The organism is Solibaculum intestinale (assembly GCF_040096205.1).
In the GTDB taxonomy this organism is placed as follows: domain Bacteria; phylum Bacillota; class Clostridia; order Oscillospirales; family Acutalibacteraceae; genus Solibaculum_A; species Solibaculum_A intestinale.
In genome coordinates, this window is record NZ_JBBMFD010000010.1 from 30003 (window position 1) to 49043 (window position 19041).

General features: G+C 53.8%; 17 protein-coding genes. 10 read left to right on the forward strand and 7 right to left on the reverse strand.

All coding sequences use genetic code 11. The features are described from left to right. The first annotated feature begins 3 nt into the window (after positions 1 to 3). From WMO26_RS07295 to wecB, 7 genes are all read left to right on the forward strand, one after another. The gene (locus WMO26_RS07295) at positions 4 to 1194 is read left to right on the forward strand and encodes a glycosyltransferase (protein WP_349219297.1); all 1191 of its coding nucleotides are present in this window, start codon (positions 4 to 6) and stop codon (positions 1192 to 1194) included. Between the two features lie 23 nt (positions 1195 to 1217). Then, on the forward strand, positions 1218 to 2687 hold the full coding sequence (gene wzy / locus WMO26_RS07300) for an O-antigen polysaccharide polymerase Wzy (RefSeq protein WP_349219299.1): 1470 nt from the start codon (positions 1218 to 1220) through the stop codon (positions 2685 to 2687). Further along, positions 2665 to 3204 carry an acyltransferase gene (locus tag WMO26_RS07305; RefSeq protein ID WP_349219301.1) on the forward strand — a complete coding sequence of 180 codons (540 nt, stop codon included), beginning with the start codon at positions 2665 to 2667 and terminating at the stop codon, positions 3202 to 3204. The genes wzy and WMO26_RS07305 overlap by 23 nt, the downstream gene beginning before the upstream one ends. Positions 3205 to 3252: 48 nt before the next feature. After that, positions 3253 to 4767, forward strand: coding sequence for a lipopolysaccharide biosynthesis protein (locus WMO26_RS07310; RefSeq protein ID WP_349219302.1), 1515 nt, complete (start codon positions 3253 to 3255; stop codon positions 4765 to 4767). Between the two features lie 115 nt (positions 4768 to 4882). Then, entirely contained in the window at positions 4883 to 5926 is a 1044-nt protein-coding gene (locus tag WMO26_RS07315; RefSeq protein WP_349219363.1) for a polysaccharide biosynthesis protein, read from the forward strand. A gap of 57 nt (positions 5927 to 5983) precedes the next feature. After that, a complete protein-coding gene (locus WMO26_RS07320) occupies positions 5984 to 7123 on the forward strand; it encodes a capsular polysaccharide biosynthesis protein CapF (protein ID WP_349219304.1) in 1140 nt (379 codons plus the stop codon). 3 nt (positions 7124 to 7126) lie between these two features. Continuing rightward, entirely contained in the window at positions 7127 to 8254 is a 1128-nt protein-coding gene (gene wecB / locus WMO26_RS07325; RefSeq protein ID WP_349219306.1) for a non-hydrolyzing UDP-N-acetylglucosamine 2-epimerase, read from the forward strand. A gap of 18 nt (positions 8255 to 8272) precedes the next feature. On the opposite strand, the gene WMO26_RS07330 is transcribed toward wecB, so the two are convergent. Beyond that, a complete protein-coding gene (locus tag WMO26_RS07330) occupies positions 8273 to 8422 on the reverse strand; it encodes a hypothetical protein (protein ID WP_349219307.1) in 150 nt (49 codons plus the stop codon). A gap of 262 nt (positions 8423 to 8684) precedes the next feature. Here WMO26_RS07330 and WMO26_RS07335 point away from each other — a divergent pair, with 262 nt between their 5' ends. Together WMO26_RS07335 and WMO26_RS07340 are read left to right on the forward strand one after the other, a co-directional pair. Then, positions 8685 to 9290 (forward strand): acetyltransferase, encoded by a 606-nt coding sequence (locus WMO26_RS07335; protein ID WP_349219309.1) that lies wholly within the window; start codon positions 8685 to 8687, stop codon positions 9288 to 9290. A gap of 17 nt (positions 9291 to 9307) precedes the next feature. After that, the gene (locus WMO26_RS07340) at positions 9308 to 10717 is read left to right on the forward strand and encodes an oligosaccharide flippase family protein (RefSeq protein WP_349219311.1); all 1410 of its coding nucleotides are present in this window, start codon (positions 9308 to 9310) and stop codon (positions 10715 to 10717) included. Between the two features lie 79 nt (positions 10718 to 10796). On the opposite strand, the gene WMO26_RS07345 is transcribed toward WMO26_RS07340, so the two are convergent. Together WMO26_RS07345 and cysK are read right to left on the reverse strand one after the other, a co-directional pair. Beyond that, entirely contained in the window at positions 10797 to 11447 is a 651-nt protein-coding gene (locus tag WMO26_RS07345) for a rhomboid family intramembrane serine protease (protein ID WP_349219313.1), read from the reverse strand. Positions 11448 to 11451: 4 nt separating this feature from the next. Further along, positions 11452 to 12408 (reverse strand): cysteine synthase A, encoded by a 957-nt coding sequence (cysK, locus tag WMO26_RS07350; RefSeq protein ID WP_349219315.1) that lies wholly within the window; start codon positions 12406 to 12408, stop codon positions 11452 to 11454. A gap of 302 nt (positions 12409 to 12710) precedes the next feature. Here cysK and WMO26_RS07355 point away from each other — a divergent pair, with 302 nt between their 5' ends. After that, positions 12711 to 13223, forward strand: a complete 513-nt coding sequence (locus WMO26_RS07355) for an adenylate kinase (RefSeq protein WP_349219316.1) — start codon at positions 12711 to 12713, stop codon at positions 13221 to 13223. Between the two features lie 76 nt (positions 13224 to 13299). Here the strand turns inward: WMO26_RS07355 and WMO26_RS07360 are convergent, their stop codons facing one another. The 4 genes from WMO26_RS07360 to WMO26_RS07375 form a co-directional block, all read right to left on the reverse strand. Beyond that, positions 13300 to 15378, reverse strand: coding sequence for a proline--tRNA ligase (locus WMO26_RS07360; protein WP_349219318.1), 2079 nt, complete (start codon positions 15376 to 15378; stop codon positions 13300 to 13302). A gap of 113 nt (positions 15379 to 15491) precedes the next feature. Further along, complete coding sequence (locus tag WMO26_RS07365; RefSeq protein WP_349219320.1) at positions 15492 to 17108, reverse strand: glycosyltransferase family protein; 1617 nt, start codon at positions 17106 to 17108, stop codon at positions 15492 to 15494. Next, a complete protein-coding gene (locus WMO26_RS07370; protein ID WP_349219321.1) occupies positions 17080 to 18108 on the reverse strand; it encodes a glycosyltransferase in 1029 nt (342 codons plus the stop codon). The genes WMO26_RS07365 and WMO26_RS07370 overlap by 29 nt, the downstream gene beginning before the upstream one ends. After that, positions 18105 to 19034 (reverse strand): NAD-dependent epimerase/dehydratase family protein, encoded by a 930-nt coding sequence (locus WMO26_RS07375; RefSeq protein ID WP_349219323.1) that lies wholly within the window; start codon positions 19032 to 19034, stop codon positions 18105 to 18107. Before WMO26_RS07375 ends, WMO26_RS07370 begins: the two co-directional genes overlap by 4 nt. Positions 19035 to 19041 lie beyond the last annotated feature (7 nt).

Consider the following 19041-nt stretch of genomic DNA (forward strand, 5'->3'; position numbering starts at 1 on the left):
GCAATGAAAGACATTTTGATCGTCTATTCCAAGATGGTGGTGGGAGGCAGTACCACCAGCCTGCTTTCGCTTTTAAACGGCATTGATTACAGCAAATACCGGGTGGACTTGCTGCTTTATGACAACGGCGGCGACCTGCAGTCCTTTATCAATCCCAACGTCAATGTGCTGCCCCAGGCGAAGGAAACCACCCGCCCCCTTGTGAAGCTCTGCAATCCTTCCTTCTGGGTTCATCTTCAGAAGGCAAGGCGGTTGAGCCGTAGATACAAGAATAAGCTCATAAACGCCCAAATCATGTCCAAATACGAGGCGCTTGCCTGCGGGCGGCCCCGCAAGGAATACGACGTGGGAATCAGCTTTCTGGAATTCTGGCCCACCGAGTACCTTTGCCGCCGGGTCAGGGCGAAGCGGAAAATCGGCTGGATTCACATTGACATCAAGGAGGCCGGGCTGAAGAAAGAACTCAGCCAGTCCGTCTTTTCCCTTTTGGACCAGGTGGTTCTTGTTTCCGATCCTTGCTTGCAGAACTTTGTAAGCCTTTACCCGGAATTTCGCCAGAAAGCGGTCTGTATAGAAAATATCTTAAATCAGAAGACCATTCGGGACATGGCGGACCGTCCGTTGGAGGAGCCGCTCTCCTTGGAACCAAAAGCGTGCAACTTGGTCACCGTCTGCCGGGTAGCCTTCGTGTCCAAAGGGCTTGACCGGGGAGTGAACGCCTTTGGACGCCTCAAGAAGGAAGGCCGGCTTACGGGCCTTCGCTGGTTTGTCATCGGGGACGGCCCGGACCTGCCGAGACTCAAAGACATGATCCGGGACTATGGCCTGGAAAAGGAGATTATTCCTTTGGGCCAGCAGATCAATCCCTACCATATCGAAAAATACATGGACGTCTTTTTTCTCCCGTCCCGGTATGAAGGAAAGCCTATGGCCGTCACCGAGGCGCAGATGCTGGGCCTTGTGCCGGTAGTCAGCAATTATTCTTCCGCCAAAGATCAGGTTCGTCACGGGGTGGACGGGGTGATTATGGAGAACAGCGACGACGCTCCTTACTATACCCTCAAGGCGCTCGTGGAAGAGAAAATTGACCTGGCGGGGATGCAGGAAAAGGTACGAAATCAGGATTATTCCAACACCGAAGAAATCGAACGTTTTTATGAGATCATTGGGCCGGACGCGAATTTGCGCCGGTAGCACAAAGGAGGCAGGGAAACGACGTGCCAAAACGCAGTAAGCTTGTCCTGGATTTTCCTCTGTTCTTTCAATTGATTGTCACCTTGCTTTCCGTGTATGTGCTTTTTGATACAGGGAAATCCTTCGACGGGGTTGTTGCGCTGATTTTGGGCAACGTAGCGGTATCGCTTCTCCTGGTGGTGCTCCGGCAAAGACGGGTTTTCACCCTTTATTTCTGCTTTCTGCTGTTTCTGGCGCTGTTCCATTTCGGGCAGCTGGTGCTGTATGTGTTCGGCGCCCGTGTGGACACCTCCATCGCCTACGACCTCATGGACCTTTACAGCAACTACGATCTGCAAAGGACGCTTCTGTTCTGCCTGGTGGCGTTCAATGTGATGAACCTGTCCGGAATGCTGCTGCTGCCGCGCAGGAGGAAAACCCCGCCCCCTGCGGCCGCCAAAAAGGAGGCCCAGGGCCTGAACGACCAGAAAGGGCGGATGGTCTACCAATTCGGCCTGGTGCTGTTCGTAGTCCTCTTCATTCCGGTTTTGATCTATGACATGCAGATGATCACCTCTGCATCGCAGGTGGGATATCTGGCCAAGTATACGACCAATACCGGCATCTTCGGCGATCTGGAAGCTTACTTTTCCGCGGCAGTTCTCTGCATGCTGGTGACGGCAAAAAGCCAGAACCGCCCCTGGAAAGGGGTTTATTACTATGCGCTGCTTCGCGCGCTTGTGCTGATGTTGCTGGTCGGCAACCGGGGCAATATGCTCATTACCGCCATTTTGTACATTTACGCAAAGCATTGGTTCATTAAGCCCTATACCAGGAAGAACTGGCTTTCGGTTGGAGCCATCTGCATCGGTGTGGTGGTTTTGATGCCCTTTATCGCCTTTATCCGCGGGAAAGCCAGTGAACTGGGTTTCTGGGAATATTTGAGTACCAACAATCCGGTGACCCAATTTTTGTCCGAGTTCGGCTCCACGTTGGTTACGCCTATTTTGTCCTTTCAGTATGTGGACTCCTTTGGTTTTCTGGGAGGAAAATCGTTTTTGGGAGCCCTGGCGGTCCTGGTCCCCTTCTCCAGTGCTTTGTTTGGAGGAATCAAGCAGTTCATGTCTGTGGGGGTACTGCTGAATCCTTATGCGCCGGCGGTAGGAGCGCTGGGCGGTTCGGTTTTCGCGGAGCTTTATATCAATTTTGGATGGGCTTCCCTGGTACTGGCCGCCTTGTTTGGGCTGGGGGTAGCAAAAATTTCGCAGGCACTGGAAAATGGCGCCCGGGGGGATCATCCTTTCTTATCCGGCATGCTGCTGTATCTTTCTTACGGCGTCCTTCTATATGTAAGAGGGGATTTTCTGGACATTGTCCAGGCTGGCAAGCGGGTGCTCTATCTTTGCGTTGTGTTCTATCTGTTTAAGAATCTGATGAGCAGAAGAGACCGAAGCCGTCTGCGCGGCGAGGAAGAGGAAGGGAGTGACGGCCTTGAGCCGAATCAGTCTGATTAGAAACACCATCCGGATGACTGGATGGAAGATCCGGTATGGAAAGCGGCTGTCGGGCAGCCTGATTCAGAATTTCGGGAAGCGTTCTTCCATCGAAATTCATAAAAACGGCCGGCTGATGCTGGGCCGAGCCATCTTTTCCCGGTCAAATACGGTGATCGTAGTTGCCGGGAGCGGAACTTGTACCATTGGGAACAATGTCTATTTCAACAACAACTGCGCGGTGACGGCGATGGAAGAAATCGTGATTGAGGACCGCGTCACGATTGGGAATAACACGGTCATTGTGGACCACGACCATGATTACCGCAACCCGCAAGCGGGACACGTGGTTTGCAGTAAGGTCACAATTGGTGCAAACACCTGGATCGGTGCCAACTGCGTCATCCTCCGAGGATGCCGGATTGGACGCGACTGCGTCATTGCCGCCGGCTCGGTGGTCATGGGCAACATCCCGGATCACACCATCTATTATCAGAAACGAGAAACGGTGTGCAAGGCATATGAAAAGGAAGCATGAGAGAATGAGAAATGAATTTGGGCGCGCTAGAGGAGCGCGGGTGCGGCGATGAACAGAACGAAAAAATTCGCATTAAACGCCACTTTCAGCGCCATACAGCAGGTGGTGGTCATGATCGTCGGGCTTATCACACCGAGGGTCATGCTGCAGTTTTACGGTTCGGAAATCAATGGCTTGGTGGCCTCCATCACACAGTTTATTTCATACATATCCCTGATTGAGGCGGGCCTTTCCGGCGCCGCCGTCTATTCCCTGTACAAGCCTCTGGCGGAGCACGACGTGAAGGGCATCAACGGCGTCGTGTCGGCGGCAAAGCGGACCTATACCAGGCTTGGATACGTGTTCACCGGCCTGACTCTGGTACTCGCCGCCATTTACGCGAGCATAGTGACGGTACAAGGGCTGTCCATACAGGAAATATTCTTCCTCATCCTGGTGATGGGCGTATCCGGCGCTATGGAGTTTTTTACCATGGCAAAATACCGGGTGCTGTTCACCGCCGATCAAAAGCAATACATCCTCTCCATCTGCACCATGGTGGGTGTGGTTCTCAATATGGTACTGATCGTGCTATGCGCAGTTTTGCACCTGAACATCGTCTGGCTGAAGGTAATTGCCACCCTGTCGGTATTCGTGCGGTCGGCAATTCTGGCTGGGTACATGCGCAAGCGATACAAATACGTCAACTTTAAGGAAAAACCCAATATGCGGGCGCTGGACAAGCGGTGGGACGCGCTTTACATGCAGATTCTCTGGAATCTGGAATCAGGCGCCCCGATCATTCTGGCGACCGTGTTTACCAATATGGTCCAGGTGAGTATCTACTCGGTTTACAATCTGGTGATCTACGGCATCAATAATGTGGTCGCCATCTTTTTGTCCGGTCTCAGCGCCGCGTTCGGGGAAATCATCGTCATGGGCAACCGGGAGCAGCTTAAAAAGGTTTACAGCCAGCTTTTGTTTGCGTTTTACTCGATTCTCACCGTGCTGTACGCCGTAACGGGCGTGATGTATATGCCGTTTATGCGCAATTATGTGGCAAATCTCTCCGATTCTCAGCTGTATATTGTCCCAACACTCGCGCTGCTTTTCTTTATCAACGGGTTGCTGCACGCCGTTCAGACGCCCCAGGGCATGATGACCATCGCGGCGGGCATGTACCGGGAGACCCGCATTCAAAACAGCATTCAGGCGGGGATTTTGGTATTCGGCGGTATTCTTCTGGCGCCTTTTCTGGGACTTCACGGAATTCTGCTGGCGGCCATTTCTGCAAATCTGTTCCGTCTGATTGACTATATTATCTTTATCTCCAGAAAATTTGAAGGGATCGGAATGAAGGAAACGATTCTTCACGTCATCCGGGTAATGGTGCAGGTGGGGGTTGTATATGCGATCTTCTGGTTTGTTCCCCTGCCCAACAACGGATATCTGGAATGGGCGCTGAGCGCGCTCATTGTGCTGGCGGTTTCCGCCGCCATCGTCCTTCTCAGCGCCGTGATTTTCAACCGTAAGGATTTAAAGAACCTGTTTACACGGCTCAAGCTGCTCGTCAGACGAGGATAAAAAACGGACGCTTCGTCTTGTTTTAGATCGGGCGAAGAAGCCGCCGACAACATAAAAAGACCGGACGCATTTGCGTCTTTTGAAAAACAAGGAGGGCTTTATGAATCAAAATTCCATATTTAAAGACCGCACCCTGCTGATTACGGGCGGCACCGGTTCCTTCGGCAATGCGGTGCTCAATCGGTTCTTGACCACCGACATTGGAGAAATCCGCATTTTTTCCCGGGACGAGAAGAAGCAGGATGATATGCGTCATACCTACCAGTCCAGGTATCCCCAGTATTCCGACAAAATCAAGTTTTATATCGGCGACGTGCGTGACATCCAAAGTGTGAAAAACGCCATGCACGGGGTGGATTTCATTTTCCACGCCGCCGCTCTCAAGCAGGTACCTTCCTGCGAGTTCTTCCCCATTGAAGCGGTGAAAACCAATGTGTTCGGCACTGAGAACGTGCTGACCGCCGCCATTGAGGCGGGGGTGCGCAAGGTTATCTGTCTCTCCACCGACAAGGCCGCCTATCCGGTCAACGCCATGGGAACCTCCAAGGCGATGATGGAAAAGGTGTACATTGCCAAGTCCAGAACCATTCCTCAGGAAAAGACCCTGATCTGCGGAACCCGATACGGAAACGTCATGTGCTCGCGGGGCTCGGTCATTCCCCTTTTCATCGAGCAAATCAAAAAGGGCCTGCCTCTCACGGTTACCGATCCGGCCATGACCCGCTACATCATGAGTCTGGAGGAAGCGGTGGAGCTGGTTTTGTATGCCTTCGAGCATGCCAACAGCGGGGATATTATGGTGCAAAAGGCCCCGGCCTGCACCATCGGGGACCTGGCCCAGGCGGTCAAGGAACTGTTCCATGCCGACAATGAGATTAAGGTCATCGGCATCCGCCACGGCGAAAAGATGTACGAAGCGCTTCTGACCAAAGAAGAGTGCGCCAACGCCGTGGACCTGGGGGATTTCTTCAAGGTGCCGGCAGACAAGCGGGATCTCAACTACGACAAATATTTCAACGAGGGCATCCACGGAAGCGGTATGAAGTATGAGGAATACACCTCCAGCAATACCAACCAGCTGAATGTGGAGCAGATTAAGGAGAAGCTGCTAAGTCTGAGCTATATCCAGAGAGAGCTGGCGGAATGGGAAGCGCGGTAACCGGCTGCTGAGTGCAAGTGGTACCGTCCCGGCAAGGAAGAGAGGAACGAAGATAAGATGAAGGTATTGATTACGGGCGCAAAAGGCTTTATTGGGAAAAACCTGATTGCTGAGCTCGAAAACATCCAGAGCGGGAAGAGCAGGCAAAGCAGCCTTTCCTCCCTCACCCTCTATGCATACGACATGGACACCGATCCGCAGCTGTTAGACGGGTTCTGCGCGGACTGCGATTTTGTCTTTCACCTGGCCGGCGTCAACCGTCCCAAGGAGCAAAGCGAGTTCATGCAGGGGAATTTCGGATTTACCTCCGCCCTGCTCGACACGCTCAAGCGCCACAAAAACGCCTGTCCGGTGATGCTTGCCTCCTCTACCCAGGCTGCGCTTGACAATCCCTACGGCCATTCGAAGAAGGCCGGGGAGGACTTGCTGTTCGCCTATGGAAGGGAAACCGGCGCAAAACCGCTGGTGTACCGGTTTCCAAACGTGTTCGGCAAATGGTGCCGCCCCAATTACAACAGCGCCGTGGCCACCTTCTGCCACAACATTGCCCGCGGCCTGCCCATCACCGTCAACGACCCCGCCGTCCAGATGACCCTGGTTTATATCGACGACGTGGTTTCGGAGCTCATCCACGCCTTGGAGGGAAAAGAAACCCGGGACGGGGATTTCTGCAAGGTGCCGGTGGAGCATTCCGTGAAGCTAGGGGAGATTGTGGACCTGCTTCATTCCTTTAGGGAAAGCCGGAAGACCAAAAGCGTCCCCAATATGGAAAACCCATTTGAAAAGAAGCTGTATTCCACCTACTTAAGCTATCTGCCCGAAGATCAGTTTAGCTATCCGCTCAAGATGAACGTGGACGACCGGGGCTCTTTTACCGAAATCCTGCGCACGCCCGACCGGGGCCAGTTTTCCGTGAATATCTCCAAGCCCGGCATCACCAAGGGCAACCACTGGCACCATACGAAGAACGAGAAGTTTGTAGTGGTCAAAGGGGAAGGCCTGATCCGGTTTCGGAAAGTCGGCAGCGAGGAGATTGTGGAATACCGGGTGTCGGGGGACAAAATCGAGGTGGTGGACATCCCCACCGGCTACACCCACAGCATCGTTAACGTGGGGGACACCGACCTGGTCACCTTCATGTGGTGCAACGAATGCTTCGATCCGGAGAAGCCGGATACGTATTTTCTGGAGGTATAGGGCATGTCCAAATTGAAGCTGATGACCATCATGGGGACCCGGCCGGAAATCATCCGGCTGAGCGCGGTGCTCAAATGCGCCGACCGGTACTTTGACCATATTATGGTGCATACCGGGCAGAACTGGGACTACACCCTCAACGAGATTTTCTTTCAGGATTTGGGGCTGCGCAAGCCGGACTATTATCTAGACAGCGTGGGCAAGGACCTGGGCGAGACCATGGGAAACATCATCGCCAAGTCCTATGACGTGCTCAAAAAAGAACAGCCGGACGCGCTGCTGGTGCTGGGGGATACCAATTCCGCCCTATCCGCCATCAGCGCCAAGCGGTTGAAAATCCCGATTTTTCACATGGAGGCGGGCAACCGCTGCTGGGACTGGAATGTGCCTGAAATGGTCAACCGCACCATCGTCGACCACATTTCCGACATCAACCTTCCTTATACCGAACACAGCCGCCGCTATCTTCTAAACGAAGGGGTGGACGGCAAAACCATCTTTGTCACCGGCAGCCCTATGAGCGAGGTGCTGCGGGACCATGCGGCGAAGATCGCGCAGAGCGATGTGCTCGACCGGCTGGGGCTTACCCCCAAAGGCTATCTTCTTCTTTCTGCCCACCGGGAGGAGAACATCGACAACGAAGCGCATTTCATCAGCCTGATGACCTCCATCAACCACATTGCCCAAACGTATCAGATGCCGGTCATCTATTCCACCCATCCCCGCAGCCGCAACATCATTGAAAAGCGGGGCTTTCGGTTCCATCCCCTGGTGCAGAGCATGCAGCCCTTCGGCTTTTTGGATTACAACAAGCTCCAGCAGAACGCCTACTGCGTGCTGTCCGACAGCGGGACCCTCAGCGAGGAAAGCGCCCTGCTGCATTTCCCCGCCGTGCTCATCCGTACCTCCACCGAACGTCCGGAGGTGCTCGACAAGGGCACCATTGTGGTTGGAGGCATCCAGGGGGAGGATGTGGAGCAGGCCATGAACCTGGCGGTTTCCATGTTTGAAAACGGGGAGGAGACGGTTTTGGCGGAGGACTACGCGGACACGAACGTGTCGGTAAAGGTGATCAAGATCATCCAAAGCTATGCGAAAATCGTCAATCTCACCACTTGGAGAAAAGAATAAGGCGGACTTTCGTCCGCCCTACTGGGTACCGGCCGGCCCGCCGCCTTGAGGGGGCCGGCCGTTTTCCCGGTTTTGGGCCAGCTTCGCGCAAAGGTGGATGAGAAACCGCACGGTGTCCTTTTCTGTGTTCGGATTCTCAAAATGAATGGACAGGGGCTGGTTTTTCATAGGTGCTCCCCTCCTTTGCCCCATATCTATTCGGACAAGCCTGCAAAATATGCAGCGCCATGAGCAAACTTAGGCGAACAACATGCAAAAACGCCTCTCTGGAAACCAGTTATCGGGAGAAAAATACGCCTGTCCGCTTGGCACATTTGGACTGGGATTCTCTGCTGTTTTTCCAAAGAAGCGAGTTCCCATTGACGAAGGGCCTTTCTTTGCCGTACAATAAAGTTTATGACATCTTATGAGACGGAAGGCGGATGATTGGATGAACCAGGTTCTTATTCTCGGTGCCGGCGGCCATGCAAAAGTAGTGGCCGACCTTGTGGAGCTGGCCGGATACGCTGTCGCCGGGTTTCTGGACGACCATCCGGCGGGGCCCGACGTCTTCGGGAAACCGGTGCTTGGACCCATTGCGGATTGTTTGCGTTATCCGGAGCACGCTTTTGTCATCGGCATCGGCAGCAATCGGGTCCGCCGGGAGCTCGCCGCGCGCTATCCCCTTCGCTGGATTACCGCCGTGCATCCCAAGGCCGTGGTGGCCCGGGATGCGATGCTGGGCCCGGGCACGGTGGTGATGGCAAACGCCGTCGTCAACCCCGGCGCGGCGGTGGGCGCTCACGCCATCGTCAACACCGGCGCCATCGTGGAACACGACAACGTCGTCGGGGATTTTGCCCATCTTTCGCCGGGCTGCGCGCTGGGCGGCACGGTTACGGTGGGCGCAGGGACCCATGTGGGCATCGGCGCCTGTGTGCGCAACAACGTCTGTATCGCACCCGACTGCGTGATCGGCGCGGGAGCCGTAGTGATAACGGATCTTAAGCAGCCGGGAACCTATGTGGGCTGCCCGGCGAAGCGGTTGAATAAATAAGGGAAAGAGGCGGACGTGTGGGACGCAGTAAGTATCAATACCTGGTTAAGAATATCGGCCTGTTTACCCTGAGCAGCTTCGCGACGAAGATTTTGTCCGCCCTGCTGCTGCCCCTGTATACCACCTTTTTGGTGGACGAGCAGTTCGGCAGCATCGACATCATCCATACCACGGTGATATTGCTGATCCCCATTCTGACCCTGAGCATACACGACGGGGTGCTGCGTTTCGCCATGGACCAGTGCGAAGACAAAAAGAAGGTCTTTTCCCTGGGGATGGAGGTCACGGTGGCCGGCTGTGTGCTGCTTGCTTTGCTGCTGCCGGTCTACGGGCAGATATCGTTTCTCGCCGATTATAAGTTTCATTTCCTGGCGCTTTATATTGTCTCCGCGCTCAACTCCATCTTTGCCAATTTCGCCCGTACGGTGGATCAGGTCAAGCTCATTACCATCAGCTCCATCGCCGCTTCCGCCGTCACCATGGGCCTCAACGTGTTTCTCATTGCCGGCCCGCCCCGGATGGGGGTGAACGGCTACCTGTTTTCCATGATTGCCGGCAGCTTTGTGGGCTGTGTGATTTACTTTTTCTTTGGGCGCATGTACCGGTATTTGACCTTTCGGGGGTTTGACAGGGTTCTTCTCAAGCGGATGATCCTCTACAGCATCCCTCTCATCCCCAACTATCTTTTCTGGTGGATCAATTCCAGCCTGGACCGGTACTGCCTGACGGCCATCACCGGGCTTGCGGCCACTGGCCTTTATGCCTTGGCCAGCAAAATCCCCACCCTTCTCAACACGCTCACATCCATTTTCCAACAGGCCTGGAGCATTTCCGCCATCAAGGAGTACCAAACCGAGGAGGGAGAACGGTTCTTCTCCAGCATCCACCGGATTTTCAGTTACGTGATGCTTCTGAGCACCTCTCTTTTGGTGGCGCTCTGTCAATACTTGGCCATGTTTTTTTTCCAGGGGGAAAACTACCAGGCCTGGTCTTTGATTCCTCTCTTGGCCCTGGCCTTTTATTACAGCTCTCTCAATTCCTTTCTGGGCTCGGTCTATACCGCCACCAAACGAACCAAGTCCCTCTTCGTCACCACCGCCGCCGGTGCCGGGGTCAATGTGGCCTTCAACCTCCTGCTCATTCCCTTTTTTGGGCCCTACGGGGCAGCGATTGCCACCTGCCTGAGCCACTTTGCGGTGTGGCTGGCGCGCTCGATTGCCTCCCAGAAAATCATCCGTATTCAAGTGGATTATAAACGGATGATTCCATCCCAGGCCCTGCTGGTGCTGCAGGTGGGGCTGATGACCGCCCAAACCGGTATTCTCTGGTCTGCCGGTATCTTCGTGGCGATTTTTCTGATCAATCTTTCCACCTTTAAGCAAGCTAAGGATTTTCTCTGGACCCGCCTGAAAAAGCGCGCCCGGTAACGGGGAATCCTTGCCTGCGGCTGCGGAAAAACGCGCCCTCTGGATCAATCCAGAGGGCGCATTTTGTGTAGATCTATTGTTAGCGGAAATTATTTTTGCGAAACTGCCGGCGGGTTTTGCTGTACTTGATCTGCTGGCGGACGGTACGGAAGAAGTCTCCGCCGAAGAACAAGAGTACGTTCAAAAGGGACATGAGGATGGATACCCGGAGCGGCCAGGTCCCCAGGATCAGGACTACCACAAAGTAGACCGCGTCCAGAATGGCCAGGTACTTGACCTTGATAGGGATGAGGAAGAACAGCATCACCTGAAAGTCCGGGTAGACCGCCGCAAAGGCAAGGAACAAGGAAAGGTTCAAAAAGGAATTGGTGGCCGAGCCGGTAAACAGCGCGCCGAGGATGGTACCCAAGACGCCCACCAGATAGAAAAACGTAAACTTAAAGGTGCCCCATTCCCGTTCCAGCAGGTTGCCGATCAGGCAGTAGAAATAAAGGCTGAAAAGGATCCAGACAGGCGAGCTGTTCGGCGGCAGAATCAGAAAGGAGAGAAGCCGCCAGACCTGCCCCTGAGCCACCAAGTCCATGTTCAGGTACAGATACGAAGAGATTCCCAGATCGGGCCGGACAAATTCCACCAGAAACACCGCCAGCATCAGGGCGGAAAGAATGTACATCAGATAGGGAATGCCGATGCGCCCGCATTTTCGTTCCAGCTTGTTGAGCCAGTTCATTTCGTCACGTCCTTTCGGTCAAAAACGTCATTCCGTCGGAGAACAAAGGGGTACTGAAATACCGCTCTCCCGTGTCCGGCAGGATGGTGACCACTGTTTTCCCTTTCCCAAGCTTCTTCGCCAGTTTTAGGGCCGCCGCGATGTTCGAGCCGCTGGAGATGCCGCAGAGGATGCCTTCCTCGCTTGCCAGGCGCTTGGCCGCGCCCAGTGCCTCCTCGTCGGTGACGATGCATACCTCATCGTAAATGGAGGTATTCAGGTTCTCCGGGATCAACCCGTCCCCAATGCCCATTTGCAGGTGGGTCCCGATGCTGCCGCCGGAAAGGATGGCGGCGTTTTGGGGCTCCACCGCCCAAATTTCAATACCCGGGTATTTCGCCTTCAGCGTTTCCCCGATGCCCGTAATGGTGCCGCCGGTTCCCACCCCGGAGCAGAAGCCGTCAATGGTGACCCCGGCGTCCTCGATGATTTCCAGCGCCGTGTGCTCCCGGTGGACCTGGGGATTGTCTGGGTTTGTAAACTGCTGGGGAATAAACACCCGCGCATCCTCCCTAGCCATGCGAAGGGCCGTCTGCATGCATTCCTCGATGCACTTGCCAATGTCCCCTTCGTCGTGGATGAGGATAACCGTGGCGCCGTATTGGCTTACCAGCTTGCGCCGTTCTTCACTGACCGAGTCTGGCATGATAATCCTTACCTCATAGCCCAGCACTGCGCCCACCAAGGCCACGCCGATGCCTTGGTTGCCGCTGGTGGGCTCCACCAGAATGGTATCCGGCCCGATAAGACCCTTCTCTCGGGCCTTGGTAATCATGTTATAGGCAGTGCGGGTCTTGATGGAACCGCCGATGTTGACCGCCTCATATTTCACCAGCACCTGCGCGTCCTGGGGCCCGGTCATTTTTTGAAGCCGGATGAGGGGAGTGCGGCCGATGGCCTGCAATATGTTCTCGTAAATCAAGATCCGATTCCTCCTTTGGCAGATAACCTCTTTATTCTAACGGAAATACGCCCAAACTGCAAGGAGAAACCTCACCTTGAGCATGGGATGTTTGAAGTGGTCTTATACCCGGTCGGAGCGTATTTCTCCATTGTATGCAAAAATCTGCGAAAAGGACCATCCAGGCCGCCTTTTCTCTAGAAACTTCGCTCACTCTCAAATGCCGGGCGGTGTCTGTCCAATCGTGGCATTTAGCGGGGATATATGCTATATTTTGTTTATGCTACAAAAGGGAGAACTTGGATGCGAAGGGAGAGAGCAAAATGATTATATTGATCACAGGGGCTTCTCACACGGGGAAAACGCTGCTGGCGCAAAAGCTTCTAGAAAAGTACCGATACCCCTACTTGTCCATCGACCTTTTGAAAATGGGGTTAATCCGAAGCAAGAACACAACCTTAACGCCTTATGATGACAAGGAATTGGAAGACTATTTGTGGCCGATTGTCCGTGAAATAATAAAGACGGCCATTGAGAATAGGCAAAATCTCATTGTAGAGGGCTGTTATATTCCGCTTCGTTGGAAAGAGGATTTTTCCGACGCGTATCGCAATGAAATTCGCTGTTATTGTCTTGTGATGAGTCGAAACTATATTCAAACCCATTTTTCCGACATAAAGAAGTATGCGAATGAAATCGAGCAACGCATAGATGACACATGGTGTACCATGGACTTTGTGATTGAGGAGAACGAACGTTACCTGAGAATGTGTCAAGAGCATAACGGCAACATGATTTTGATAGAGGATTGCTATCAGATCGAAATAGATGGGTAGGTAAAGCTACGGCAAAAGAAAAAAGCAAGGCCGGTGAAAATACAGCCTTGCTTTTTCTTTGTGCGTTCCCAAAACCTTAGCAGCCCAGCGCCGCCAGCTGCTTGGCGATTTCGGCCTTGACCGCTTCCACCGCTTCGGTAAAATCCCGGTTCTCGCCGTACACAAGGTCGGTACGGAAGGTTTTGGTCCGGTCGGCAAATTCCACGGCGTTTCGTCCGCAGGTCTTGGGGCTGACCACCAGGCGCAGAGGGCAGCCTAAAAGGTCCGCATCCGAGAACATGGACCCGGCGCTTACCGCCCGGTCGTCATACAAAACCTCCACGCCGGCAGCCGTCAGCTGCCGGTACAGCTCGTCGGCCACCGCCTGCACGTCGCCCTTGGAGGCGTTAAGCGCGCACAGCTCCACCTGCCAAGGCGCGATAGACATGGGCCAGATGGGGCCGTAGTCGTCGTGATGGGCCTCGCATACGGACGCGGCCAGACGGCCCACGCCGATGCCGTAGCAGCCCATAATGGGATGCTTCAGGGCGCCCTTTTCGTCCAGGTACTGCATATTCATCGCCTTGGTGTACTTGGTGCCCAGCTGAAAGATGTTGCCCACCTCGATGCCGCGGCTGATGGTAAGGTGCGGCTTGCCGCAGGCCGGGCAGATGCCGCCGGTATAGGCCTTCGCCACATCCACGAAGGTCACGTCCTTCAGGTCTCGTTTTAGGGAAAGGCCGCTGTAATGGTAGCCGTCCTCATTGGCGCCGCAGTAAAGCATGTTGCAGCCTTCCAGAGACCGGTCTACCACCACCGTCACGTGCTCCGGCAGCCCGATGGCGCCGATGGAACCGGGGACCAGGCCGGATTCGGCAGGAATGTCCTGCGCCGGATGGACCTCGCAGCCCAGGTAATTGCGCAGCTTGGTCACGTTAACCTCCAGATCGCCCCGTACGAAGATGACCACATAGGAGTCGTCCTGGTTCTTTTGATAGACCACCGCTTTGGCCGTCTGGGTAGGCTTTATGTGGGCGAACTGACACAGATCCTCAATGGTCTTGACCCCCGGCGTTTCGAACTTGGTTAGAGGCGCTTCCTCCACCGTCTCGTTTTCCACAATGCATTCCGCCGCTTCCATGTTGGCCCGGTAGCCGCAGTCGTCGCACAGCACGATGCTGTCTTCCCCGATGGCGGTCAGCAGCATAAACTCGTGGGATACGCTGCCTCCCATCATGCCGGAGTCCGACTTGACCGCCACCACCTCCGGCACCCCCGCCCTAGCGAAGATACGGTTGTAGGCGTCCAGGCACTTGTCGTAATATGCCTGCAGATCCTCCTGGGAGGTGTGGAACGAGTAGGCGTCCTTCATGGTGAATTCCCGCACCCGCACCAGACCGCCCCGGCAGCGGGGCTCGTCGCGAAACTTCGTCTGAATCTGATAGATCATGAATGGATAGTTCTGATAGCTGGTAGCCACGTCCCTAGCCAGATGGACCGCCGCCTCCTCATGGGTCATGCCCAGCACGTTTTTCGCGCCGCTGCGGTCGGTGAACCGCGCCATTTCACTGCCGATGCTGTCATACCGTCCCGACTCCTGCCATAAAGTGGCGGGCATGACTACCGGGAACAGTACCTCCTGCCCGTCCAGCTTGTCCATTTCGTCTCGGATGATGGCTTCCACCTTTTTGGTGACGCGCCGCATGGGCATAAAAAGGGAAAACACGCCGCTGGAAACCTGTTTGATATACCCGCCCCGAATCATCAAAATGTGGTTGGCGGTTTGACAATCTGCCGGCGTTTCCTTGAAACGCATGCCGAGCAGCTGGCTCATTTTCATCTGTATCCACTCCTCCGAATTTGACCCAGCTGTGGCCGGGCGACATTTGCTCTCATTATAGCACAATCTTCCCCAAAGCAAAAGGGAAAAGCGAAAGGGAGTGGGGTACAGGGCCGAAGAAAAGGCGGCGTACCGCTCCCGAGAAAGGAACAGGCACGCCGCCTTTTGAAAGGAGACCGGGACTTTTCGCGGCTTTAAACCGTTCCAGTCCGGTACATCCATATGTACAGTTGATTTTGAAATATCAAATTCCTTGGCGGCGGCGCGGACGGTCGCCTTATTTTCCAGGATATACACTCCCAGTTCCACTGCACGTTCTTCTAAAACGCCCTTCATGTAAAAAGCCTCCCTCGTAAAACTCGATGGTACTATCCGATATATATGCACCATGGAAGGGCAATTAGAAGAAAGCCGAAAAAGGCGGGAAGAATTTCTCTTCCCGCCTTTTCTCATTGTCTGCTTAAAATTTCTTTCGCTTCGTCGTAGTACGAGTTGAGAACCCAGAAATCAGGGCCGCAGATGTCCATTACTGTGTAGTTTTCTTTGATAAATTGATCCACACTGGGGGCAAATTCTTCGTATACGTAATCCCACACGGTGCCCTTCGGATCATAGATAATCACCTTTGGCTGATTGTTGGAAAGATCCTCCACCGCTTTGTCTTCAAACAGATCGGCGAACCAGGGGACCATATTGTACATACGACTGGCAGGGAACCGGTCTGCATTGATGTAGAAGGTATTATTTAACGTATTTGCGTAGATCGTGTCTTCCGGACCGGTTAGTCTTTGGATATAGTCCTCGTAGCTGTTGGTTGCCGGGACGTTCTGTGTAACGGCAGCCAAGGTTTCACGTGTGGGCAAAATGTTGGTAAACGTGGTCATATACGGTGTCACGATCAAGAAAACGGCACTGCAGATACAGGCGGATTGTTTGATCGAATACGACCTCCATTGCGGGTGTGCCTTGATCCAGCGTGCGGCCATGATCAGACCCATCATGATGCAGACCGCCCAGTAGGGAATGGAGTGGAAGGCCGTGAACCCTCTTACACCCGTCAAAATAATGAAGGCAGCCATGATTACACCGTAGGACTTGCGCCATTTGAATAGACCGATGACGAAAATGATGTTTACCACGTAGTTGAGCAGAATGCGCAAATTACCAAAGGGATTCGTAAAGAGCGCATTCAAAGAGGACAGCAACTGGGAGAAATAATTTTGGAACGGCGATACAATGGTATTGAGGACATTTCCGCCGAAGCCGCCGGTATACGTTGCATAAACTTTGGTATTGAGCAGATAAGCTTGGTCATAAACGTTGCGAATCAGCCCGAATGCGGCGAAGTAGACGAAAGCCGCGAGAAAGGGAACGGCAATAATAAGAAGGGCCCGCCAATACTTCTTCCAAATCCGTGCAATGGTAGCTCCCACGCCGATTTTGCCAATCACGGAATCGGAGATTTCGATGTAAAGCACACCCACAAAAACAGCCGCAATGGGAAGCAGCGCCATAAAGGCGACGCCGAAGCCGGCGGCTATCGCAATCGAAATCAGAATGGAGTTGGAAAGCTTCAGTTCCTTATGTTTAAAGAACAAAAGAAGCTCGATCATCAGCACAACCATTGCCTGGGACTGAATCTGTTCCGAAAGAACCATATGTCCCAGTCCATCGAAATTGCACATGGTAACCGCATAAACAACGGGATAAAGCGCCATGGCGAATTTACCGACGTAATTCTTATAGCGCAGGTACATGAGCACCCAAATGAGCGAAAGCGTCAAGTAAAAGAACAACCGGTACTGAAAAATAGAGGATGCGCCCAGTAGGCGGAAAATTGCACATAGATAATACATGACAGGCGTGTGCTGCGAGTAAAAGTCCCGGTAAACGACGCCGCCGTCGGCGACCACCATGCCGCCGAGCATGTTGTCCACCTCATCGCAGAAAACCCCTTGGTTGAGATAGGCGGAGCATAGAATAAAATACAAAAGAAACAGGCCGATACCGGTCAGAATACCTTTTCCGATAGGCTCTCTATTTCTCAGTGCCAGTTGTTTTGTCATTCCCTCTTTCCTCCTTGGTTGTCTCCTCAAAATTTAACCGCTTTTCCTCAATTACCAACGGCCGCTTCATGATCCGCGTATTCATATTGAGGATGTATTCGCCCAAAAATCCGATAAAGAAAATCTGCACCGAGCCCATCAAAAACACCCCGATCAGGATGGGCGCGGTTCCAGCCGGGAAGGTATCCCAGAAAATCAGCTTCAAAATCAGATAGACCAGCGCAATGAGAAAGCTGATGGCGGAGAAAATAAAACCGATGATCGTTGCCAGCCGCAGCACCACTTTGGTATAAGAGGTGATGCTGAGCATGGCGGCATCGTAGAGCTTATAAAAGTTGTTGCTGGTTTTTCCGGCCCGGCGGCGGGGCTGCTCGTAAGGGATTTCCTTTCGCTTATATCCAAGCTCCGCTACGATCCCGCGCAGGAAAGGAGTCGGGTCGTCCAAATTCCGCAGCACCTCGATAAAGCTTTTGTCATAAAGACCGAAGCCGGTAAAATGCTCAATCTGTTCCACGTTGGAAAGCCGCTTGATCAGCTTATAGTAGCACGAACGCAGGAAATACATGATCTTGTTTTCCTTGCTTGTGGTTTTGATGCCAATGACGATCTTATACCCGGCTTCCCATTCTTTGACGAACTTCGGGATCATTTCCACCGGGTCCTGAAAATCCGCTGCCAGCAGCACCGTACAGTCCCCCGTCGTCTGGAGCATGCCGTAATAGGGAGAATTGAACTGCCCGAAATTTTTCACATTGAAGATCGCTTTGATGTCCGGGTCGCCGGCACACAGGCCGGCCAGCTTTTCCTGGGTATGGTCGGTGGAACAATTGTCGATAAAGATAAGCTCGTACCGGTAGGCGGGCAGATCTTCCCGGAAGGTCTTGCGGATGGCGTCACTGAGAGGAACGACATTTTCCTCTTCGTTATAACAGGGGACTAAAATACTAATCGTTTTCTGCACGTCCGGGGAAACCGGCAGATTGTTTTTTTCCCTACTCATCTTCCACACTCCTTTTTGCACCATTCCACCGTCTTTTTGATTCCTTCTTCAAAGGAGACCTGTGGAACGAAGCCGGTGTCTTTGGTTAAGCTGGCAATGTCGGCGCACAGGTACATCACCTGGTTTTGCGCATAGGGGAGCGCCCCGATACCCACAGGGAGGGACGGGTCCACCGCGTCTCGCAGCGCCTCGATGTATTCCCGCAGCGGCCTTGCCTGTCCGCTGCCTAGGCAATAAACAGCCCCGTCAAGCCCCTTTTGCGCCATAAGATACAGGCCGTTGGCAGCGTCTTCGGAAAAAAGATAATCCCACATTTGTTCGCTCCCCGTAAATAAGGGACGTTCGCCCCTAAGGAGCGTTCGAATGCTGGACATCACCATGGTGTTCGGCCCTTCAAAGGTACCATACACGCTTAAAATGCGGGCCCAGACATGCCGAATTCCCTGCTGCCTACAGGCAATGCGGCTCATCTGCCCAGCACAGAGCTTGGCGATGCCGTATCCGTTTTCCGGAAACGCCGGCGTATGAGCGGACAGAGAGCCCGTCACCCGGCCGTACTCCGCCTGGGAACCGGCACCTACAAACACCTGGCAGCCGAGCTGTTTTGCTAAGTCTACCGCGTCCAGCGTATAGCGGATGTTCTGGGTTTGCAGCGCCATATCGTTGCGGCTGTCCCCAAAGGTGCCGTCCCAGCCCAGGTGAAAAAAGGCGTCGTATTGGCCGGAAATTCGGCCGGCGGCCTTCGGCAGGTCACATAAGCCGCATTCGAGTACGGTCAGCCCTTCCTGCTTTGGAAGACGTGCGGCGTTGGAGGAGTGGGGCCGTACCAGGGTCAGCACCCGTACTCCCTCTTCCAGCAGGCGGTTGATTAAGTTGATCCCGATCATACCGGTGGCACCGGTGATGACGGCGCTTGTTAGCTTCATATACGGC